Here is a 19,979-nt window from a genome sequence, read left to right on the forward strand (position 1 = left end):
ACCGCGCCGGCGTCATGCGATGCCGCGGCCTCCGGGAATCATTGCCGCACCGGCGCTGTTGACACCGGTCGCAGCGATTCTCATGTTCGACGCCGGGAGGTACGCGAACCCATGACCCTCGCCCCTTGCCTGACGCGCGGCGCGGCGACACCCACCGGCTCGGCCGGGGCGGATGTGTCATCGCCGCGGTACGCGTCATATGGTTCTCAGGAGTCGGGTGCGGTCGCCCCGCGCCGGGAGGGCCGGCCGGGCGGACGTCCCATGAGCGTGTCCGGGGGCCGTGCCGCCGGACCGGAGGGGGTGGGTCAGGTCCAGGAGACATTGGAACAGCGGGGTGCCCGCTTCGAGCGGGATGTGCTGCCTCTCCTCGACCAGCTGTACTCCGCGGCGCTGCGCATGACGCGCAACCCGGCGGACGCCGAGGACCTGGTGCAGGAGACGTTCGCCAAGGCGTTCGGCTCCTTCCACCAGTTCAAGGAGGGCACGAACCTCAAGGCGTGGCTGTATCGGATCCTCACCAACACCTTCATCAACTCCTACCGCAAGAAGCAGCGGGAGCCGAAGCAGGCGGGGACCGAGGAGATCGAGGACTGGCAGCTGGCCCGGGCGGCGGCGCACGACTCCAGCGGGCTGAAGTCGGCTGAGGCCGAGGCGCTCGAGCACCTGCCGGACTCCGACGTGAAGAGGGCGCTGCAGGAACTGCCCGAGGACTTCAGGATCGCGGTGTACCTCGCCGATGTCGAGGGCTTCGCGTACAAGGAGATCGCCGACATCATGGCCACCCCGATCGGGACCGTGATGTCGCGGCTGCACCGCGGCCGCAGGCAGCTGCGCTCCATGCTCGAGGAGTACGCGCGGGACCGGGGCTTCGTCGCGGCCTCGGACGTCCGTTCGAAAGGGGACCCGCGATGAGCTGCGGCAAACCGCACGAGGTGCCGTGTAGTGAGGTCTTGGCCGTCGTCTACCACTACCTGGACGGCGAACTGGACCAGCGCAACTGTTCCCAGGTGCAGGAGCACCTGGACGAGTGCGGGCCCTGCCTGCGCGAGTTCGGCCTGGAGGAGTCCGTCAAGCGGCTGGTGGGCAAGCACTGCGGGTGCGACCCGGTGCCGCCGGACCTCCGGGCCAAGGTCCTGGGCAAGATCGAGCAGGTCCAGGCGGAGCTGAGCGAGCGCCCCCCGGCCGAGCAGTCGACGGCGGCGGAGTAGCGCCGGGCCCGCCGGGCGGCTCCCGTCCGGAGCTGCGCCCTTGCATTGCGTCACGGTTTACACCTGATCGCACGAGTTTGGCCGGATTAGGCCAGTAAACCGTGCGGTATACGAACACGTCTGCGCGGAAACGCCCGGCCCCCGCCGTTTCCGGCGATCTTCGGCGGCTTCACACCTGAATTGAGCTGGGGATTGCCGGTCGCCTCCCGTTTTGCGAGGGGATTGGCGGATGTTTTCCGTACGTTTGGCTCCGGGCGGGACCGGATGCTGCGGGCTATGCGCGGTTCGCGTTACGCTTGGCTGCGCGTCGGTATCAGTCGTTGAAGTACAGAGCGTCCCCGCAGGCACACACGCCGCCATAGCACCCCACCCTCCCCCCTGGAGGCCACACATGGCGGCAGGCTGGGCAGTGTTCGGCCGCCGCTGGGCGCATTAGGGAGGCCGGGTTCCCATGAGATGGTGGATGTATCAGGCGCTTTACCTGGTCGTGCTGATCGTTGTATTCCTGGTCCAGACCTGGACCTGGGATTAGACGTATCCGAAGTAAGGGCACGTTCCGCGCGAGGGCAGGCCGCACCCGCGCCATCGTTCCCGGGCGGCCGCGTCGGCACTAGTTGCCGACGTGCCGCGACCTTTCGTGCCGAGGGCTTATGTCTCCTGGGTCGTATGCGAGGATTGCGTCGCCCGGAATGAGGAGGTCTCGTTGCGCGGTCTGCCACTCGGAGCACAGGCCTACATCGGCTCGGTCGTGGTGCTCTCGGGTGTGCTCATCGCACTGGGGCCGCTCGATGACATCGACTTCATCGCGGTCGTCTCGATCGCGATCCTGTTCTTCATCGCCGAAGAGGTGCGCACCCCGCTCGGCAAGCCGGCGGCCGCCATCTCCCCCAGCCTCTCGGTCGCGCTCGCGTCGGTGGTGTTGACCGGCCCGATCGGAGCGGCGCTGGTCCACGTGCTGGCCGCCCTGTCCAACCGGCACCGCCCCATGGTCAAGGCGGTCTTCAACGTCGCCCAGGGGGCGCTGTCGGCCTACGCGGCCGGCACCGTCTACCTGTACCTGGGCGGTGAGATCGGCGTCCCCGACATCCGCAGCTTCCCGTGGATCCTGGTGCCCTTCGCCGCGGCGGCCGTCACCTACGCCCTGGTCAACGGGGTGCTGGTCATCCTGGTGATCTGGCTGACCACCGGGGTCCGGCCCTTCTCGCTCAACACCATCCGCTGGCAGCCGCTGATCGCGCTCGAACTCGCCTCCCTGGGCTACGGGATGCTCGGCCTCTTCGCCGCCGTGCTGTGGGCTATCGTCGGCCCCTTCTCGGTGGTGCTCCTGCTGCTGCCGCTGCTGATCGCCAAGTGGACCCTGGACCAGTGCCTGGAGCAGCAGCGCGCCTACGACGCCACCGTGGCGACGCTGTGCCAGGCGGTGGAGACGAAGGACTACTACACCCGCGGCCACTGCATGCGCGTCTCCCAGGGCTCGGTGCTGCTGGCCAAGGAGATCGGGATGCGGGCCGACCGGGTCGAGGCCATCAAGATGGCTGGGATGCTGCACGACGTGGGCAAGCTGGGCGTGCCCACCCGGGTGCTGCAGAAGCCGGGCGCCCTCACCGAGGAGGAGTACGCGGCGATCCAGCTGCACCCGATGCGCGGCTACGACATCGTCCGCGAGATCGGCTTCCTGCACGAGGCGCTGGCCGGGATCATGCACCACCACGAGCGGATGGACGGGCGCGGCTACCCGATGGGGCTGGCCGGCAAGGAGATCCCCGAGTTCGCCCGGGCGATCGCGGTGGCCGACGCCTTCGACTCCATGACCTCCACCCGCTCCTACCGCAACGCCCGGTCGATCGACGAGGCCGTCGCCGAGCTGCGGCGCAGCGCCGGCAGCCACTTCGACACGGCCATGGTGGACGCCTTCATCAAGGCGATCAGGCGCGAGGGCTGGGAGCTGCCCGACATCCCGCAGGTGCCCGACATCGGCATCGAGGTGACCCAGCAGGACCACGACGACCCGAGCACCCCGATCCGGGTCGCGGGCGAACCCGGCAGATGAACCGGTCGTCGGCCCCCCGCTGGGCCCTGCAGCGGATCGACACCGGCACGCTCCTGCTCGCGGCGGCGGCGCTGGTCGTGGTGGCCGTGTCGCTCTCGGCCACCGCGATGGCGGGGCTGCGCGACCCGGCCACCGCCTTCGGCTTCGGGGTGCTGGTGGCGGTGGGGGAGCTGACCCGGATGACGCTGCCCGGCAACCGGGAGGTCGCGCCGATCAGCTCGGCGGGGGCGCTCGGCTACACCTTCGTCCTCACCGTGGCCGGGGTGCCCGCGGTGCACTCCGCCACCCAGGTGATCTCGGTGTGCGCGCTGGCGACCCTGCTGGGCGCCCTGCCGCACCTGGTGGTCAACCGAGGTCCGCATCTGGACGCGGTGGCGCGGCGGCTGCTGGTCGTCGCCCTGGTCGCGGTCGTCTACCGGCCGTTCCTGGAGTGGGCGCGCCCGCTGGAGCACCACGTATGGGTGGCGATCGCCGCCATGGCGGTGCTGGCCACCCTCGTCTGGCTGGCCGACTGCGTCATCGCGGCCGGGCTGCGCGCCGACGCGCTGCGGGCCCGCTTCGGGGTGACCGTCCGCGACGAGCTGCGGGCGCAGGCGCCGATCGGGGTCGCGGTCGCCACCTCAGGGGTGCTGCTGGCACTGTCGGCCAGCGTGATGGGGCTGATCGCGCTGGTGGTGTTCAGCGCCCCGCTGCTCGTCACCCACGTCGCCTTCCGCCGCTACGCCGAGATCCGGCTCACCTACGCGCAGACCGTGCGCGCGCTGTCCCGGGTCACCGAGGTGGGCGGCTACGTGGAGAACGGCCACTCCCGCCGGGTCAGCCAGCTGGCGGTGATGGTCGGCCGCGACCTCGGCCTGCGCGAGGCGGAGCTGCTGGACCTGGAGTACGCCGCGCTGATGCACGACATCGGGCAGCTGTCGCTGCCGCGGCCGATCCCGGGCGGCGCCACCGTGCTGGCCGCGCGGGAGGAGCAGGTGCGCATCGCCGAGCTCGGGGCGAGCGTGATCCAGCAGACCGGGGTGCTGGACCGGGTCGCCGAGATGGTGCGCCGGCAGAGCGACCCGGCGGCCGGCCGTGCCGAGGACGGCCCGCCGCCGCTGGGCAGCAGGATCATCAAGGCCGCCAACGCCTTCGACGACCTGGTCGGCGGCTCGCGGGACCGCGACCGGGCGGCCGCCGTGATCGAGCGGCTGCGCCTGGACTCGCGCTGCGAGTACGATCCGCGGGTCATCGAGGCGCTGGAGCGGGTGCACGACCGCCCGCCGCGCCGGGTCTGAACCGGCCGGCGGGTCCCAGGCCGGGCTCAGATGCCGTGGGTGGAGCGCGGGTAGGCGGCGTCGGGGTCGGTGGCGATGTTCACCAGGTAGGGCACCTGCGCCGCGAAGGCGCGGCGCAGGGCCGGGGCGATGTCGCCGGGGCGGGTGACCAGCTCGCCGCCGCCGCCCAGGGCCCGCACCACCTCGTCGTAGCGGGTCTGCGGCGCCAGGTCGGCGGCCACGTCGTAGCCGTACAGGAAGCGCATCGGGTTCTTCTCCAGCCCCCAGATGCCGTTGTTGCCGACGACCATGACCATGGGCAGCCGGTGCCGGACCGCCGTGTCGACGTCCATCAGCGAGAAGCCGGCCGCGCCGTCGCCCAGCAGCAGCACCACCTGGGCGGACGGGCGGGCGATCCTGGCGGCCAGGGCGTAGCCCAGGCCGGTGCCCAGGCAGCCGTAGGGGCCGGGGTCCATCCAGGTGCCGGGGCGGTGCTGCTCGACGTACTTGCCCGCGAAGGAGACGAAGTCGCCGCCGTCGCCGATGACCACGGCGTCGTCGTCGAGCTGCCGGTTCAGCTCGTGGTAGATCCGCGCGGGATGGACGGGATCGGCATCGCTGAGCAGGATCCCGGCGTCCTTGGCGGCGGCCTCGCGCACCGCCTCGGCCAGCCGCTCGCACCAGGACGCCCGCGCGCCGGGCCCGCCCGCACCCTTCGCGTCGGCCAGCGCGGCCAGGATCAGGCCCAGGTCGCCCGCCGCCACCGCGGCGGTGGCGGCGTGGGACGACAGCTGGCCGGGGCTGTCGGCGATGTGCACCACGGGGGCGGGCGCGGCGCCGTCGCGGCCGCCGAAGACGCCGAAGCCGAGCCGGAAGTCCAGCGGCGCGCCGACCACCACCACCAGGTCGGCCTCGCCGAAGGCGGCGCCGCGGGCGCGGGTGGCGAGCAGTTCGTGGCCGTGCGGCAGGATGCCGCGGCCCTGGCCGTTGGCGACCACCGGCACCCGCAGCGCCTCGGCCGCGGCCCGCGCCTGCTCCTCGGCGCCGCACAGCCAGATGTCGGAGCCGAAGACGAACACCGGCCGCTCGGCCGCGGCCAGCAGCGCGGCGACGGCCGCGACCTGGTCGGGGTCGGGCGCGAGCCGATCCACCGGGGCGGGCGGCGGCAGCTCGGTCTCGGCCTGGCCGTAGAGGTCGTCCATCGGCACGTCGAGGAAGACGGGGCCCTGGTGCGGGCTCAGCGCGGTGCGGAAGGCGTCGTCGCTGGCCGCCGCGACCTGGTCGGCGCCGTAGACGGTGCCGGCGTGCTTGGTGACCTCGCGCACCAGCGGCGGGTGGTCCAGCTCCTGGAGCAGCCCGGAGCCCCAGCGGTACTTGGGCGCGCGGCCGCCGTAGACCACCAGCGGGGTGCCGTTGAAGTAGGAGGTGGCGATGCCGCTGACCGCGTTGGTGACGCCCGGGCCCGCGGTCACCACGGCCAGCCCCGGCGTGCGGGTCAGCTTGGCGGTGCCCTCGGCGCCGAACACGGCGGTCTGCTCGTGCCGCACGTCCAGCAGCCGCAGCGGCGGCTCGGACTTCACCGCGCCGTCGTAGAGCGGGAAGACGTGCGCCCCCGACAGGGTCCACATCGTCTCGACGCCGTACCCGCGGGCGACCTCCACGGCGTGCAGCCCGGCGTGGCCGGAGATACGTCGAGTCTCGCCCATGCTTACCTCACCCGTCCCTCGTGCGGCACCCGGCGGCGCGTCAGGACCGAAGGTTACCAGTGGGTAGGTCGCCGGTGGGCGGCGGCCGGGGCGCGGTTCGGCGGCCGCCGCCGCGCCGGCTCAGCCCTGCGGGCCCGCGGCGGCCCGGAAGTGCGCGGGAGCGAAGACCCCGCCCAGGTGGGGCGCCAGGCCCGCGTGCGCCGCGACCAGGAAGGCGTCGGGCGAAACGGTGCCCAGGCCGGCGGGCAGCGCCCCGGCCAGCGGGCGGGCGGAGATCGTCTCCAGGTCCACCAGGTTGCTGCGGGCGGCCAGGTCGGGCTCGCGCGGCCAGGAGCCGATCACGACGCCCGCCAGTTCCAGGCCCCGGTGCGCGATCGCCTCGCAGGTCAGCGCGGTGTGGTTCAGCGTGCCCAGCCCGGCGGCGGTCACCACCAGCACCTGGGCGCGCAGCCGGACCGCCAGGTCGGCGAGGGTGGCGCCGTCGGGGTCGAAGCGGACCAGCAGCCCGCCCGCCCCCTCGACCAGCACCAGCCGGCGGTCGGCGGCCAGGTCCCGCACGGAGCGGGCCGCCGCGGCCAGGTCCGGCGGCGGCAGGCCGTCGGCCCGGGCGGCGGCCGCCGGGGAGAGCGGGGAGGGGAAGCGGGCGTACTCGTGCACGTCGGTGACGCCGGACAGCCGGGTGACCTCGGCCAGGTCGCCGTCCTCGCCGGGTCCGACGCCGGTCTGCGCGGGCTTGACCACGGCGACGGGCCAGCCGCGCGCGTGCGCCAGCGCGGCCACCGCGGCCGTGACGACCGTCTTGCCCACCCCGGTGCCGGTACCGGTGACGACCAGCACGCTCACGGTCCCTGCTGCTCCTCCCGGGGCGGGTGCAGCCGGGTGACGAACTTGTAGCGGTCGCCCCGGTACAGCGAGCGCACCCACTCCACCGGGTGGCCCGACGCGTCGAAGCTGTGCTGGCAGAGCAGCACCAGCGGCAGCCCCACGTCGACGCCGAGGGACTGGGCGTCGTTGGGGGTGGCCAGCACGGTCTCGATGGACGCCTCGGCCTCGACCAGGCGCACGTCGTAGACGGTGGCCAGCGCCTCGTACAGCGAGGCGTAGCGGTCGAGCTGGCGGCGCAGGCCGGGGAAGCGGCGGGCGGCGAGGTGCGCGGTCTCGATGGCCATCGGCTCGCCGTCGGCCATCCGCAGCCGCTCGATCCGCAGCACCCGGCCGCCGGAGCGGATCGCCAGCCGCTCGGCCAGCCGCTCGTCGGCGTTGATGTAGCTGACCTCCAGGATGCGGGTGGCGGGGTGCAGCCCCTGCGCGCGCATGTCCTGGGTGTAGCTGGTGAGCTGGAGCACCTGCGCGACCTTGGGCTTGGCCACGAAGGTGCCCTTGCCCTGGATGCGCAGCAGCCGCCCCTCCACCACCAGTTCGGTGAGCGCCTGGCGCACGGTCGTGCGCGAGGTGGTGAACTCCGACGCGAGCGTGCGCTCGGGCGGCACCGGGCTGCCGGCCGGCAGCGACTCGATGAGCGAGAGCAGCTGGCGCTTCACCCAGTAGTACTTGGGAACTCTCGGACTGGCATCGCCGTCGTGCGTGTCGAGCACCCTTGGCTCCCCTATCGTCACCGCGCCGTCCCTGGGCTCGCGCCCGCCGCCCGCACCGCCCCGGCGACCGCGGACAGGGCGTGGGCCACCCGGTCCAGGTCGGCGGCCGACAGGTCGGCGCGCGCCGTCAGCCGCAGGCAGGAGCCGCCGTCGGGGACGGAGGGCGGCCGGAAGCAGCCGACGTGGACGTCGCGGTCCAGGCAGAGCCGCGCCGCCGCGGTGGCGGTGTGCGGTGAGCCCAGGACGACGGACACGACTGCGGCGTCCGGCGCGCCGGCCCGCAGATCCAGTCCGGCGGCGATTTCCGCTACTTTACGCGCATGCGCACGTGCGCGGAGCGGGAGGCCCGGTTCGGCGAGCACCACCCCGAGCGCCGCGAGGGCGGCTCCGGCGGCGGCCGGGGCGAGCGCGGTGTCGAAGATGAACCCGCGCCCGGTGTCCACCAGGGTCTCCACCACCTCGGGCGCCGCGACGACCGCGCCGCCCTGCGCGCCCAGCGACTTCGACAGGGTGGCGGTGCGGACCAGGTCGGGGGCGGGCGCGCCGGGCCCGGCGATGCCGGCCGCGACGGCGGCGCCGCGCCCCTGCGGCCCCACCACGCCCAGGGCGTGCGCCTCGTCGACCACCAGCAGCGCGCCGTGCCGCCGCGCGATCCGGTGCAGCTCGGCCAGCGGCGCCTGCCGCCCGGAGACCGAGAAGACGCCCTCGGTGACGACGAGGGCGGCCGGCTCGGTGCGGGCCGCCAGCGCCGCCTCGACCGCGCCGGTGTCCAGATGCGGGGTGACGAGCGTGCGCCCTCTGGCCAGCCGGCAGGCGTCGATGAGGGAGGCGTGGTTGGCCTGGTCGGACACGATCAGGGTGCCGGCCGGGGCGAGCGCGGTGATCGCGGCGAGGTTGGCGAGGTAGCCGGAGGAGAAGACCAGCGCCCGCCCGCCGTACATCGCCTCGGCCAGCCGCGACTCCAACCGGGCGTGGAGTTCGGTGCTGCCGGTGACCAGCCGCGAGCCGGTGGAGCCCGCGCCCCAGCACCGGGCGGCGGCGGCCGCCGCCTCGACCACCCGGGGGTCGCGGGCCAGGCCGAGGTAGTCGTTGGAGGCCAGGTCCAGCACGCCCGCGCCGTCGGGGGTGCGCACCCGCGGGGTGCGGCGCAGCCCGCGCCGCTCGCGTTCGGCCGTGTCGGCGCGCAGCCTGCGCAGCGGGTCGGGCAGCTGGCTCATCCTGGCATACTGCCAGGACACGGAGATGTAATCATGCAAGGGTGCCGCATCTCACCGATCTGGTCCGCCAGCAGACCGCCCTCGGCTCGGCCGACGTCGAATGGCTGCATTCCCTCGTCTCCGACTGGCAGCTCCTCGCCGACCTCTCCTTCGCCGACCTCATCCTGTGGACCCGGCTGCGCGACGGCTCCGGCTGGGTGGCGGTGGCGCAGATGCGCCCCACCACCGGCCCGACCGCCTACCACGACGACCTCGTCGGCTCCGTCGTGCTGCGCGGGCGGCGGCCGCTGATCGACCGCGCCTGGTCGGAGGGGCGGATCTGCCGCGAAGGGGAGCCCGACTGGTCGGGCGGGGTCCCGGTGCGGGAGGAGACCATCCCGGTGCGCCGCAACGGCGAGATCCTGGGGGTGATCCAGCGCAGCACCAACCTCAGCTCGGCGCGCACCCCCAGCCGCCTGGAGCTCACCTACCTGCAGAGCGCCAGCGACCTCGCCCAGATGGTGGCCGACGGCGGCTTCCCCTTCGAGGAGCAGGCGCCGCTGCTGCGCTCGCCCCGGGTCGGCGACGGCCTGCTCCGGCTCGACCAGGAGGGCCGCGTCGTCTACGCCAGCCCGAACGCGCTGTCCGCCTACCGCAGACTCGGGCTCAGCGCCGACCTGGTCGGCACCCAGCTGGGGCGCACCACCGTCGAGCTGTCGCAGTCGGGGGAGGCGGTGGACGAGTCGCTGACCTGGGTGGCGAGCGGGCGGGCACCGCAGTCGGCCGAGGTGGAGGCCAACGGGGTGGTGGTGCAGCTGCGGTCCATCCCGCTCACCGTCGGCCAGGTCCGCGTCGGCGCGCTGGTGATGGTGCGCGACGTCACCGAGCTGCGCCGCCGCGAGCGCGAGCTGATGACCAAGGACGCCACGATCCGGGAGATCCACCACCGGGTCAAGAACAACCTCCAGACGGTCGCCGCGCTGCTGCGCCTGCAGGCGCGGCGGCTGCAGATCCCCGAGGGGCGGGCCGCGCTGGAGGAGGCGGTGCGGCGGGTGGGCTCGATCGCGATCGTGCACGAGACCCTGTCGCACACGCCCGACGAGATCGTGGACTTCGACGACATCGCCGACCGGGTCATGGACATGGCGGGGGAGGTGGTGGCCGCCGACACCGGCATCCGGCCGAGCCGCACCGGGGAGTTCGGCCTGCTGCCCGCGCTCGTCGCCACCCCGCTGGCGATGGTGCTCGCCGAGCTGCTGCAGAACGCCGTCGAGCACGGCCTGCACTACGGCACGGGCCGTCTGGAGGTGCTGGTCCGGCGTGCGGAGAAGCGCCTCATTCTCGAAGTGGTCGACGACGGCCGGGGATTTCCCGACGATTTCGATATAGAGAAGACGTCCAGTCTCGGACTGCAGATCGTGCGAACTCTGGTGCTGAGCGAATTGCACGGCAAACTGGAGATCGGCACGCGTGAGGGCGGTGGGGCGCGCGTTACCGTGGACCTGCCGCTGGACGGCGGCGACATCGCGCGCGACGACAATTCCCGTTTCTGACGGCGGCCTTGGGAGCCGTCCGCCGCGGGGCTGCGCCGCGCCGGGCCCGGCGACCGGGCCCCTGGTGCGCGGGCGGCCCGGTACCGGGTGGTGCTACACGGCGGTGGCGGTGCGCAGCCGGCCGCCGCGCTTGAGCAGCCGCCGCTCGTCCTCGCTCATGCCGCCCCACACACCGGCGTCCTGGCCGGCCTCCAGGGCCCACTTCAGGCAGGAACTCATCACCGAGCAGCTGCGGCACACCTGCTTGGCCTCTTCGATCTGCAGCAGCGCAGGGCCCGAGTTCCCGATGGGGAAGAAGATCTCGGGGTCCACGTCACGGCAGGCAGCGCGATGGCGCCAGTCCATGCGGTCCACTCCTCACGAGGTCGGTGGCCGGGGTGACCGGCCCTTTGTGAACCAATTCACTAACTTGCGGCTAGGGGCCCGCTGGGTCCCCTCGCGGTGTTCGGTGCGTTGTGCGTGCTGCCCGGCGCTCGCGTGCCGGCGTCCATGGAACAGGCGCTGACCTGGAATTTCACTCGGCTGATTCCCTGCCAGCCCCGCTTCGTTTCGAGCCTGACACGCGCGCGTAACAAGTTCAAGGGTCTTACCCGCGCACGGGATGCACTGAGCCTGTCAGATGCGTCACAGGAGCCGTTTAGCCGGAACCATTCTCACAACACGATACGAATCGACTCCGGTGCGGATCGAAAGTGCACCTCGCTGCGTTCGCCGATGTACTCGCCGTCGATCTGCAAGGCGGTGGGCCGGGAGGCGCGAATGCGGAAATCGGCCATGTCGTGCCGGGTGATGTAGCCGTCGCCGACCGGGGGCAGCCCGTCGGGCGCCAGCATCTGGGTGAGGATGCCCAGCACCGACAGCGGCTCCAGCTGGGTCAGCGCGAAGAGGTCGAGGCCGGTGTCCAGGCCGGCCAGCGGGGTGGGCCGGACCGGCTTGTCGCCCGCGTAGGTCCACGGCGAGGTGTTGGTGACCACGGCGTAGAACAGGCGGCCGGGGTCGGGCTCCCCGGGCACGAGCAGTTCGATGGCGGGGTCGGAGCGGTCGACCTCCAGCAGGAAGTGGCGCAGCGCGGTGAGCATGTAGCGGGTGGCCGTCGCCTTGTGGCCCTCGGTGCGCTGCTCGTCGACGGCGTGCACCACCTCGGCGTCCAGGCCGAGCCCGGCGCAGAAGGTGAAGTAGCGGTCGTCGGCCAGGCCGAGGCCGATGGTGCGCCAGGACTCCTTGGCGACAGCGGCGAGCAGCGCCTCGGCCGCCTCCTCGGGGTCGGCCGGCTGGCCCAGGCTGCGGATGAAGACATTGGCGCTGCCGCCGGGCAGCGCGGCCAGCAGCGGCAGCTCCTCGGCGGGCGGCCGCGACTCCGGCGCGGGGTCGCCCGGCGCGTCGCCCGGCCGGTCCGGGGTGAGCAGGCCGTTCACCACCTCGTTGATGGTGCCGTCGCCGCCCAGGGTGATGATCAGCTCGGTACCGTCGCGCGCCGCCTCGCGGGCGATCTCCACGGCGTGCCGCCGGTACTCGGTGTGGGCGACCCGCAGGTCGAGATCGCGGCGGAGCGCGGCCGCGATGCCGTCGCGCGTCTCGGCGGTGGTGGAGGTGGCATGGGGGTTCACCACGAACAGGGCTCGCACGCTGTCAGCCTATGGTGTGGCGCGGCGGGCCGCGCCGACTCGGTCGGGTCCGGCGGGAACGGGCCGGTATCGTGCGGGTGTGCCCACATCGCGCCCGACCCCGCCGCTCACCCTCGTCGCCGCCGCCGGCCTGCAGGCCGTGGAGGCGCTGGCGCTGCTCGGCACCGCCGGCTACCTGGCCGTCGAGATGCTCTCCGGGCGCTCCGCGGGGATCGGCTTCTCGCTGCCGCTGCTCGTTCTCGCGGTGGTCGCCGGCGCGGTGCTGGCGCGGGTGAGCTGGGGGCTGCTGCGGCTGAACACCTGGGCGCGCACCCCGGTGGTTCTGTGCCAGCTGCTGGCGCTGCCGGTGGGCTTCACCCTGGTGCAGGGCGGGCAGGTGGCGGCCGGTGCGGTGCTGCTCGTGGTGGCGGTGGCGGCACTGGCGATGGTCTTCGCGCCGCCCACCACCTCGGCGCTCTTCGGCGGCGAGGACTCCGGCGCCGCGCGGTGACGGCGGGCCCCTGGGGACGGCAGGGGCGCCTGGCGGAGCTTCGGCGGCGGGGGCCGCGGGGAGACCGACGGGAGCCGGGGGCGTCCCGCCGGTGCCGTCAGTCCTCGGTGGTCAGCGCCTGGCGGAGCTGGGCGAGGGTGCGGGCCAGTAGCCGGGAGACGTGCATCTGCGAGATGCCCAGCTCGGCCGCGATCTGCGACTGGGTCATATTGCCGAAGAAGCGCAGCAGCAGGATCTTCTTCTCCCGCGCCGGAAGCTGCTCCAGCAGCGGCTTGAGGGATTCGCGGTACTCGACGCCCTCCAGCGCCTCGTCCACCATGCCGAGCGAGTCGGCCACCGCCGGGGCGTCCTCGTCACCGCTGTCGGGGGCGTCCAGCGAGACGGTGGAGTAGGCGTTGGCGGACTCCAGGCCCTCCAGCACCTCCTCCTCGGACATGCCGAGGTGCTCGGCCAGCTCGTGGACGGTGGGCGCCCGGCCCTGGCGCTGGGCCAGGTCGCTGATCGCCTTCGTCAGGGAGAGCTTGAGCTCCTGCAGCCGGCGCGGCACCCGCACCGCCCAGCCCTTGTCGCGGAAGTGCCGCTTGATCTCGCCGACGATGGTGGGGGTGGCGTAGGTGGAGAACTCCACGCCCCGCTCCAGGTCGAAGCGGTCGATCGACTTGATCAGCCCGATGGTGGCGACCTGGGTGAGGTCGTCGAGCCACTCGCCGCGGTTGCGGAAGCGGCGGGCGAGGTACTCCACCAGCGGAAGGTGCAGCTCGACCAGCTGGTCGCGCACCCGCTGGCGCTCGGGATCGTCCAGGGTCAGGTGGGTCAGGCGCTCGAACAGCTGCCGGGCGCGAGCGCGGTCGGGGACCGCGTGGTCTGTGTTCGCCGTCAGAGCCGACCCCTTCCCGCTCACACCGACCCCGGCATGGCGCGGTGCTTGTGCAGCACGATGGTGACGCGGTCGTCGGCGTCGGCGAAGGCGTCGACGTCTCCGGCCAGGGCGCTGAGCACGGTCCAGGCGAAGGTGTCGCGCTCGGGCAGCCGGCCGTCGGCGCTGAGGACGGAGACCGAGATCCGCATGCCGGTGTCGGTCAGCTCGAACTCGGCGGTGAGGTCGGTTCCCGGCAGCGCCTGGGCGAGCAGCATCGCGCAGGCCTCGTCGACGCCGATGCGCAGGTCCTCGATGTCGTCGAGGGTGAAGTCGAGGCGCGCCGCCAGCCCCGCCGTCGCCGTGCGGAGCACGGAAAGGTAGGCGCTGGCCGCGGGCATCCGCACGGTCACCGCGTCGCGCACGGCGGCGAACCCGGCCGGTGGTGCGGCGGTATCTTCGGTCACGTCCCTCCCCTAGCGAGTGCGTCCTGCATGCAACCTACCGTGTCCGCGGGACGTCCTGGTGCAGAGAACCCGCCGCGCTGCGGGCCTTCCGGCCGCCCGCGCGGGGGTCACCCGGCGAGTCGACGGAGTTCGTCGCCGTCGACCCGTTGAACCGTCCACTCGTCCATCGGCCGCGCGCCGATCGAGCGGTAGAAGGCGATGGCCGGCGCGTTCCAGTCCAGGACCGACCACTCCATCCGGGCGTAGCCGCGCTCGACGCAGACGCCGGCCAGCTCGGCCATCAGAGCGCGCCCGTGGCCCCGGCCGCGCGCCTCGGGGCGCACGTAGAGGTCCTCCAGGTACAGGCCGTGGCGGCCGGTCCAGGTGGAGTAGGTGACGTACCACAGCGCGAAGCCGACGACCCCGGCCCCGTCGCCGTCGTCGGCGACGTGGGCGAAGACGGCGGGGGACGGGCCGAACAGCGACCGGTGGAGGTCGTCGGCGGTGGCCCGCACTTCGTGCAGTGCCTTCTCGTACTCGGCGAGGTCGCGGACCAGCCGCAGGATGACGGGGACGTCGCCGGGCTCGCATGGACGGATCACCCGTCCACGCTAGTGGACCTGCGGCGCCGCTCGGACCGGCCGGGCGGTCCGGCCGCCGGGGGAAGGCCGCCGGAACGGCCGCACCCGGACCGGGCGGGCCGCGCTCTCGCGGTCCCCCGGTCCGGGTGCGGGCCCGCCGGGCGCCGGATCGCGGCGGACGGCGGGCGGAGCCTGATGGAGCCGCGGGTCAGGCGGCCGCCTTCTTGGTCTCCCAGAAGATCTGGTCGATCTCGGCGATGGCGTCGAGGAGCTTCTGGCCATCGGCGGGGTCGACCGAGCCCTTGCCGCCGGCGGCGCCGGCGAGCTTCGTCGCCTTGTTGAACAGCTCGTGCAGCTGCGGGTACTTCTCGAAGTGCGGCGGCTTGAAGTAGTCGGTCCACAGGACCCAGAGGTGGTGCTTGACCAGGTCGGCGCGCTGCTCCTTGATCTGGATGGCGCGGGCGCGGAAGACGGGGTCGTCGTTGCTCTGGTACTTCTCCTGGATCGCCTTGACCGATTCTGCCTCGATCCGGGCCTGTGCCGGGTCGTACACGCCGCACGGCAGGTCGCAGTGCGCGTGCACGGTGGTCTTCGGCTCGAGGAGACGTGCGATCAGCCTCATCGATTCCCTTCCCTCGTGTCGGATCATGGTCCCAAGCCACGAGGTTACTCCTGTGGCGGAGGAACGGCGGGAACGAGGGTGAGGGGGAGGGGCGGCGTGGCAGGCATCGCGGGGCTGTGGACGGTGAAGGTCGCGGGGGCGTCGATGGCGCCCACGCTGCGGCCGGGCGACTGGCTGCTGGCGCGGCGCGGGGCGGCCGTGCGGCCGGGCGACGTGGTGGTGGCCCGCCGCCCGGACCGGCGCGAGCTGCTGGTGGTCAAGCGGGCCGTGCACCGCGACGGCGAGGGCTGGTGGCTGGAGGGCGACAACCCGAGTGCGGCGGCCAACTCCGACAGCTGGGTGTTCGGCGCGGTGCCGGCCGGGCTGGTGGAGGCGCGGGTGCTGGGGCGCTGGTGGCCGTGGCCGCCGCGGCGGCTGTGAGCGCCCCAGGGCGCGAGCGCCCGCCGTGCCGGCGCCGGGCCGCTCGGTGCCGAGCGGCCCGGCGCGGGACGCGGCCTGCGCCTCAGAGGACCTTGGACAGGAAGGCCTTGGTCCGCTCGTGCCGCGGCCCGGCGAGCACCTCGCGGGGCGGTCCGGTCTCGACCACCACGCCGTCGTCCATGAACACCAGGCTGTCGCCGACCTCGCGGGCGAAGCCCATCTCGTGGGTGACCACGATCATGGTCATGCCGTCCTCGGCCAGCGCCTTCATCGCGTCCAGCACCTCGCCGACCAGTTCGGGGTCGAGCGCGCTGGTGGGCTCGTCGAAGAGCATCAGCTTCGGGCGCATGGCCAGCGCGCGGGCGATGGCCACCCGCTGCTGCTGGCCGCCCGACAGCTGGCCGGGGTAGTGGCCGGTCTTGTCGGCCAGGCCGACCCGTTCGAGCAGGGCGAGGGCGCGCTCGCGCGCCTCGGCCCTGTTCTCCCGCCTGACCTGCACCGGCGCCTCGATGACGTTCTCCAGCGCCGTCATGTGCGGGAAGAGGTTGAAGCGCTGGAAGACCATGCCGATCTCGCGGCGCTGCGCGGCCACCTCCTTCTCGCGCAGCTCGTACAGCTTGTCGCCGCGCTGGCGGTAGCCGACCAGCTCGCCGTCGACCCAGAGCCGGCCGGCGTTGATCTTCTCCAGGTGGTTGACGCAGCGCAGGAAGGTGGACTTGCCCGAGCCCGACGGGCCGACCACGCAGCAGACCTCGCCGGGGGCGACCGTGATGTCGATGCCCTTCAGCACCTCGGTCCGGCCGAAGCTCTTGTGCACCGCTTCGGCCCGCACCATGGGTTCGCCGCTCATCCGCCGCCTCCGTCTCCGCTGCCACCGCCACCGCCGCCTCCGCCGGTCTGCTCGCGTCCGCTGGACAGCAGAGCGGCGGGGCGCGCCGGCCGGGCGGCGCCGCGCTCGCTGCGGCCGAAGTGGCGTTCCAGGAAGTGCTGCCCGACCATCAGGATCGACGACAGCAGGAGGTACCACAGGCAGACCATGATCAGCATCGGGATGACCTGGTAGGTGCGGCCGTAGATGTTCTGCGCCTGGAAGGTCAGCTCGGCGAAGGGCACCGCCGCCACCAGGGAGGTGTTCTTCAGCGTCGCGATGGTCTCGTTGCCGGTGGGCGGGATGATGACCCGCATGGCCTGCGGCAGCACGATCCGGCGCATCGTCTTCGCCCGGCTCATGCCGAGCGCTCCGGCCGCCTCCCGCTGGCCCTCGTCCACCGAGAGGATGCCGGCCCGGACGATCTCGGCCATGTAGGCCGCCTCGTTGAGGACGAGGCCGAGGGCGGCCGCGGCGGCGGCCGACAGCAGGGTGTTGGTCTCCCAGCTGACGAAGACGGGGCCGAAGGGGATGCCGAGCCCGATCTCCGGGAAGAGCGCTCCGAGCGAGCCCCAGATCAGCAGCTGGGTGTACAGCGGAGTGGCCCGGAAGACCCACAGGTAGAACCAGGAGATGGCGCGCAGGATGGGGTTGTCCGAGAGCCGCATCAGCGCCAGCAGCACGCCGCCGACCACGCCGCCGACCATCGCGACGATGGTGAGCCAGACGGTGTTGTACAGCGCGTTCATGATCTGCGGCGCGAAGATGTACTCGAACTGCTCCGGCCAGTTGAAGCGCTCGTTGGTGACGAGGGTGTTGACCGCCATCGCGACCAGCACCAGCATCACGGCGGCGGCGACCCAGCGGAGGGGGTGCCGGACGGGCACGGCGCGGATCTCCTCCGGCCGTGCCCGGTGCGGGGATTCGTCGACTGTCATACTGACGGGTCAGCCTACCGTCGGGTTGATCTCGGCGGTCTCGATGGCGCCGTCCTGCACGCCCCACTCCTCCAGGATCGCGGTGTAGGTGCCGTCGTCCATCAGCGACTGCACCGCGCCCTGGACCGCCTCGTCCAGGCCCTCGGAGTCCTGGCCGACGACCACGCCGTAGGGGGCGGCGTCGTAGGTCTCGCCGATCAGCTCCACCTGGTTGTTCGTCTGCACCACGGCGTAGCCGACGATGGGGGAGTCGGCCAGCATCGCGACGATGTTCCCGGCCACCAGGTCGGTGTTCACCTCGGTCTGCGCGCCGCGCACCCGGATGTCGATGGCGGGCTGCCCGGCGTCGGTGCACTCCTGGGAGCGCGCCTCCAGGTCCTCGACCTGCACGGTGCCCTGCTGCACGCCGACGGCCAGGCCGCAGGCGTTCTCGGGGTCGACGCCCTCGGGGTTGCCCGCGGCCGCGGCCCAGGAGGTGCCCGCGGTGTAGTAGCTGACGAAGTCGACGACCTCCATGCGCTCCTCGTTGATGGTGAACGAGGAGATGCCGATCTCGTACTCGCCGGACTGCACCGAGGGGATGATCGTGTCGAAGCCGGCGTTGCGGATGTCGGCCTCCAGGCCGAGTCTGCCCGCCACCGCCTGGGCGAAGGCGACGGCCCAGCCGTCGGGGGTGGAGCCGTCCTCGCCGACGAACTCGTTCGGCGGGTACTCCAGGTTCATTCCGATGGTGAGCGCGCCGTCCTCGGCGACGCCCTCGGGCAGCAGCTCCTGGAGGGCCGGATCGGCTTCCACCGCCGGCGCGCTCGGGCTCGCCTCGGCCTCCCCGCCGCCTTCGGTGCCGCCGCCGCACGCCGCCAGGGTGAGCCCGGCCGACAGGATGACCGCGCCGGCCGCGAGCCGGTGGTGGGTGGAAGAGATCATGTGGTGGTCCTCCGCCTCGGTGCCCCTGGGGGCGTGGATGGTGGCCACAGAGTCCGAAAGGACATCATGTGGGCTGACATGAGCATGGCCATGGACATTTTGGTGTAGCGAGGCAACGAAACCCATCACCGATGTGTCAGAATCCAGTAACGGGTCACCCCCGATTCAACCTGGCGGCGCGGGCCCCGGCCGTATCGGACCGCGGCCTCCGCGCACCGCCCGTCACCCTCTTCCACCGGCGCCGCCAGGACGATCACGCTCCTCGGCGGCCCTCCGGGCGCGGCCGCCACGACACACGACAGACGACAAAGGGGTCTCTGTGGCTTCTGAGCCAGCAACTCCAGCAAGCGGCCGCGACGCCGATCCGGCGTTCGCCCTGCACCGCGGCGGCAAACTCGCGGTGCGGGCCACCGTCGAGGTGAACGACGCCGACGGCCTGTCCCTGGCCTACACCCCCGGGGTGGCGCGGGTGTGCAGCGCCATCGCGGACGAGCCCGAACTGGTGCACACCTACACCTGGAAGAGCTCCGTGGTCGCGGTCGTCACCGACGGCTCGGCGGTGCTGGGCCTGGGCGACATCGGCCCCGAGGCGTCGCTGCCGGTGATGGAGGGCAAGTCGCTGCTGTTCAAGCAGTTCGGCGGGGTGGAGTCGGTGCCGCTGGCGCTGGCGTGCACCGAGGTCGACGACATCGTCGAGACGGTGGTCCGGCTGGCGCCGTCCTTCGGCGGCATCAACCTGGAGGACATCGCCGCGCCGCGCTGCTTCGAGATCGAGCGGCGGCTGCGCGAGCGCCTCGACATCCCGGTCTTCCACGACGACCAGCACGGCACCGCGATCGTGGTGCTGGCGGCGCTGAAGAACGCGGCCCGGCTGACCGGGCGCGGCCTCGGCGAGCTGCGCGTGGTGGTCTCCGGGGCCGGCGCCTCGGCGATCGCCGTCACCAAGATCCTGCTCACCGCCGGCATCGGCGACATCGCCGTGGGCGACAGCAAGGGCATCATCCACGCCGGGCGCGACGGCCTGAACCCGGCGAAGGCCGAGATCGCCGAGCTGACCAACAAGGGCGGCCGCAGCGGCTCGATCGAGTCCGCGCTGGCCGGCGCCGACGTGTTCATCGGGCTGTCGGCCGGGCAGGTGCCCGAGCCGGCGGTCGCCTCGATGGCCCCCGACGCCATCGTCTTCGCGATGGCCAACCCCACCCCGGAGATCCACCCGGACGTGGCGCACAAGTACGCGCGGGTGGTGGCCACCGGCCGCAGCGACTTCCCCAACCAAATCAACAACGTGCTGGCCTTCCCCGGCGTGTTCCGGGGCGCCCTGGATGTGCGGGCCTCCGACATCACCGAGAACATGAAGCTGGCCGCCGCCGAGGCGCTGGCCGGGCTGGTCGGCGACGACCTGGCCGAGGGGTACATCATCCCCGGCCCGTTCGACGAGCGCGTCGCCCCGGCGATCGCCTCGGCCGTCGCCGAGCAGGCAGGGCGCGACGGGGTCGCGCGGGTCTGAGGCGGGTTCCGCACGAAGCGGCGCAGGCCCCGACCGGTGCGTCCGGTCGGGGCCTGCGCGTGTGCGCCGGGTGGACCGAGGCGCCCGCGCCTGGCGCGGGACCGCCGTCGCGCGGCCCGTGCGGGGCGGCTGGGAGCG

21 protein-coding genes are annotated in these 19,979 nt (G+C 72.9%); 8 read left to right on the forward strand and 13 right to left on the reverse strand.

Features of this window, described 5'->3' with window-relative positions; genetic code table 11:
• The first annotated feature begins 300 nt into the window (after positions 1 to 300).
• The 4 genes from CLV72_RS03175 (at position 301) to CLV72_RS03190 (ending at position 4,535) form a co-directional block, all read left to right on the forward strand.
• On the forward strand, positions 301 to 912 hold the full coding sequence (locus CLV72_RS03175; RefSeq protein WP_106241200.1) for a sigma-70 family RNA polymerase sigma factor: 612 nt from the start codon (positions 301 to 303) through the stop codon (positions 910 to 912).
• Positions 909 to 1,208 carry a mycothiol system anti-sigma-R factor gene (rsrA, locus tag CLV72_RS03180; protein ID WP_106238825.1) on the forward strand — a complete coding sequence of 100 codons (300 nt, stop codon included), beginning with the start codon at positions 909 to 911 and terminating at the stop codon, positions 1,206 to 1,208. The genes CLV72_RS03175 and rsrA overlap by 4 nt, the downstream gene beginning before the upstream one ends.
• Before the next feature lie 703 nt (positions 1,209 to 1,911).
• On the forward strand, positions 1,912 to 3,258 hold the full coding sequence (locus tag CLV72_RS03185; RefSeq protein WP_106238828.1) for an HD-GYP domain-containing protein: 1,347 nt from the start codon (positions 1,912 to 1,914) through the stop codon (positions 3,256 to 3,258).
• The gene (locus CLV72_RS03190) at positions 3,255 to 4,535 is read left to right on the forward strand and encodes an HD-GYP domain-containing protein (RefSeq protein WP_106238832.1); all 1,281 of its coding nucleotides are present in this window, start codon (positions 3,255 to 3,257) and stop codon (positions 4,533 to 4,535) included. Before CLV72_RS03185 ends, CLV72_RS03190 begins: the two co-directional genes overlap by 4 nt.
• A 26-nt stretch (positions 4,536 to 4,561) precedes the next feature.
• On the opposite strand, the gene CLV72_RS03195 is transcribed toward CLV72_RS03190, so the two are convergent.
• The 4 genes from CLV72_RS03195 to CLV72_RS03210 form a co-directional block, all read right to left on the reverse strand.
• Positions 4,562 to 6,220: an acetolactate synthase gene (locus CLV72_RS03195; RefSeq protein ID WP_106238835.1), complete on the reverse strand. Its 1,659-nt coding sequence runs from the start codon at positions 6,218 to 6,220 to the stop codon at positions 4,562 to 4,564.
• Positions 6,221 to 6,340: 120 nt separating this feature from the next.
• Positions 6,341 to 7,063, reverse strand: coding sequence for a dethiobiotin synthase (gene bioD / locus CLV72_RS03200; RefSeq protein WP_106238838.1), 723 nt, complete (start codon positions 7,061 to 7,063; stop codon positions 6,341 to 6,343).
• The gene (locus tag CLV72_RS03205) at positions 7,060 to 7,815 is read right to left on the reverse strand and encodes a GntR family transcriptional regulator (protein WP_106238841.1); all 756 of its coding nucleotides are present in this window, start codon (positions 7,813 to 7,815) and stop codon (positions 7,060 to 7,062) included. Before CLV72_RS03205 ends, bioD begins: the two co-directional genes overlap by 4 nt.
• A gap of 17 nt (positions 7,816 to 7,832) precedes the next feature.
• Complete coding sequence (locus CLV72_RS03210) at positions 7,833 to 9,032, reverse strand: 8-amino-7-oxononanoate synthase (protein WP_106238845.1); 1,200 nt, start codon at positions 9,030 to 9,032, stop codon at positions 7,833 to 7,835.
• Positions 9,033 to 9,073: 41 nt separating this feature from the next.
• On the opposite strand from CLV72_RS03210, the gene CLV72_RS03215 reads away from it, so the two are divergent.
• Positions 9,074 to 10,564, forward strand: coding sequence for a PAS domain-containing sensor histidine kinase (locus tag CLV72_RS03215; RefSeq protein ID WP_106238849.1), 1,491 nt, complete (start codon positions 9,074 to 9,076; stop codon positions 10,562 to 10,564).
• Between the two features lie 93 nt (positions 10,565 to 10,657).
• Here CLV72_RS03215 and CLV72_RS03220 read toward each other — a convergent pair whose 3' ends face one another.
• Together CLV72_RS03220 and CLV72_RS03225 are read right to left on the reverse strand one after the other, a co-directional pair.
• Positions 10,658 to 10,909 carry a WhiB family transcriptional regulator gene (locus tag CLV72_RS03220; protein ID WP_106238853.1) on the reverse strand — a complete coding sequence of 84 codons (252 nt, stop codon included), beginning with the start codon at positions 10,907 to 10,909 and terminating at the stop codon, positions 10,658 to 10,660.
• Between the two features lie 308 nt (positions 10,910 to 11,217).
• Positions 11,218 to 12,189, reverse strand: a complete 972-nt coding sequence (locus CLV72_RS03225) for a diacylglycerol/lipid kinase family protein (RefSeq protein ID WP_106238856.1) — start codon at positions 12,187 to 12,189, stop codon at positions 11,218 to 11,220.
• A 79-nt stretch (positions 12,190 to 12,268) separates the two neighbouring features.
• Between CLV72_RS03225 and CLV72_RS03230 the strand changes: the two genes are divergently transcribed.
• Positions 12,269 to 12,679 carry a hypothetical protein gene (locus CLV72_RS03230; protein WP_106238858.1) on the forward strand — a complete coding sequence of 137 codons (411 nt, stop codon included), beginning with the start codon at positions 12,269 to 12,271 and terminating at the stop codon, positions 12,677 to 12,679.
• A gap of 97 nt (positions 12,680 to 12,776) precedes the next feature.
• On the opposite strand, the gene CLV72_RS03235 is transcribed toward CLV72_RS03230, so the two are convergent.
• From CLV72_RS03235 to sodN, 4 genes are all read right to left on the reverse strand, one after another.
• Entirely contained in the window at positions 12,777 to 13,580 is an 804-nt protein-coding gene (locus CLV72_RS03235; protein ID WP_106238863.1) for an RNA polymerase sigma factor SigF, read from the reverse strand.
• Positions 13,577 to 14,002 (reverse strand): ATP-binding protein, encoded by a 426-nt coding sequence (locus CLV72_RS03240; RefSeq protein ID WP_106238867.1) that lies wholly within the window; start codon positions 14,000 to 14,002, stop codon positions 13,577 to 13,579. Before CLV72_RS03240 ends, CLV72_RS03235 begins: the two co-directional genes overlap by 4 nt.
• 107 nt (positions 14,003 to 14,109) lie before the next feature.
• Positions 14,110 to 14,583 (reverse strand): GNAT family N-acetyltransferase, encoded by a 474-nt coding sequence (locus CLV72_RS03245; RefSeq protein WP_106238871.1) that lies wholly within the window; start codon positions 14,581 to 14,583, stop codon positions 14,110 to 14,112.
• A 187-nt stretch (positions 14,584 to 14,770) separates the two neighbouring features.
• On the reverse strand, positions 14,771 to 15,184 hold the full coding sequence (gene sodN, locus CLV72_RS03250; protein WP_106238875.1) for a superoxide dismutase, Ni: 414 nt from the start codon (positions 15,182 to 15,184) through the stop codon (positions 14,771 to 14,773).
• Between the two features lie 96 nt (positions 15,185 to 15,280).
• Between sodN and CLV72_RS03255 the strand changes: the two genes are divergently transcribed.
• Positions 15,281 to 15,604 carry a S26 family signal peptidase gene (locus CLV72_RS03255; RefSeq protein ID WP_245929835.1) on the forward strand — a complete coding sequence of 108 codons (324 nt, stop codon included), beginning with the start codon at positions 15,281 to 15,283 and terminating at the stop codon, positions 15,602 to 15,604.
• A gap of 82 nt (positions 15,605 to 15,686) precedes the next feature.
• Here CLV72_RS03255 and CLV72_RS03260 read toward each other — a convergent pair whose 3' ends face one another.
• Genes CLV72_RS03260 through CLV72_RS03270 form a run of 3 tightly spaced genes read right to left on the reverse strand, consistent with a single transcriptional unit; the run spans position 15,687 to position 18,334 of the window.
• Positions 15,687 to 16,454, reverse strand: a complete 768-nt coding sequence (locus CLV72_RS03260) for an amino acid ABC transporter ATP-binding protein (protein ID WP_281262387.1) — start codon at positions 16,452 to 16,454, stop codon at positions 15,687 to 15,689.
• Positions 16,451 to 17,410 carry an amino acid ABC transporter permease gene (locus tag CLV72_RS03265; protein WP_106238879.1) on the reverse strand — a complete coding sequence of 320 codons (960 nt, stop codon included), beginning with the start codon at positions 17,408 to 17,410 and terminating at the stop codon, positions 16,451 to 16,453. The genes CLV72_RS03260 and CLV72_RS03265 overlap by 4 nt, the downstream gene beginning before the upstream one ends.
• A gap of 9 nt (positions 17,411 to 17,419) precedes the next feature.
• Positions 17,420 to 18,334 (reverse strand): ABC transporter substrate-binding protein, encoded by a 915-nt coding sequence (locus CLV72_RS03270; protein WP_106238882.1) that lies wholly within the window; start codon positions 18,332 to 18,334, stop codon positions 17,420 to 17,422.
• 319 nt (positions 18,335 to 18,653) lie between these two features.
• Here CLV72_RS03270 and CLV72_RS03275 point away from each other — a divergent pair, with 319 nt between their 5' ends.
• Complete coding sequence (locus CLV72_RS03275) at positions 18,654 to 19,841, forward strand: NAD(P)-dependent malic enzyme (RefSeq protein WP_106238885.1); 1,188 nt, start codon at positions 18,654 to 18,656, stop codon at positions 19,839 to 19,841.
• The last annotated feature ends 138 nt before the right edge of the window (positions 19,842 to 19,979 follow it).

Origin of the sequence: Allonocardiopsis opalescens (assembly GCF_003002095.1) — a bacterium.
Lineage (GTDB): Bacteria > Actinomycetota > Actinomycetes > Streptosporangiales > Streptosporangiaceae > Allonocardiopsis > Allonocardiopsis opalescens.

What these genes read in the sequence shown, in the direction of transcription:
- rsrA (WP_106238825.1), top strand. Translation starts at nt 909, where the DNA reads ATGAGCTGCGGCAAACCGCACGAGGTGCCGTGTAGTGAGGTCTTGGCC.
- CLV72_RS03190 (WP_106238832.1), top strand. Translation starts at nt 3,255, where the DNA reads ATGAACCGGTCGTCGGCCCCCCGCTGGGCCCTGCAGCGGATCGACACC.
- CLV72_RS03195 (WP_106238835.1), bottom strand. Translation starts at nt 6,220, where the DNA reads ATGGGCGAGACTCGACGTATCTCCGGCCACGCCGGGCTGCACGCCGTG.
- CLV72_RS03210 (WP_106238845.1), bottom strand. Translation starts at nt 9,032, where the DNA reads ATGAGCCAGCTGCCCGACCCGCTGCGCAGGCTGCGCGCCGACACGGCC.
- CLV72_RS03220 (WP_106238853.1), bottom strand. Translation starts at nt 10,909, where the DNA reads ATGGACTGGCGCCATCGCGCTGCCTGCCGTGACGTGGACCCCGAGATC.
- sodN (WP_106238875.1), bottom strand. Translation starts at nt 15,184, where the DNA reads ATGAGGCTGATCGCACGTCTCCTCGAGCCGAAGACCACCGTGCACGCG.
- CLV72_RS03260 (WP_281262387.1), bottom strand. Translation starts at nt 16,454, where the DNA reads ATGAGCGGCGAACCCATGGTGCGGGCCGAAGCGGTGCACAAGAGCTTC.
- CLV72_RS03265 (WP_106238879.1), bottom strand. Translation starts at nt 17,410, where the DNA reads ATGACAGTCGACGAATCCCCGCACCGGGCACGGCCGGAGGAGATCCGC.
- CLV72_RS03270 (WP_106238882.1), bottom strand. Translation starts at nt 18,334, where the DNA reads ATGATCTCTTCCACCCACCACCGGCTCGCGGCCGGCGCGGTCATCCTG.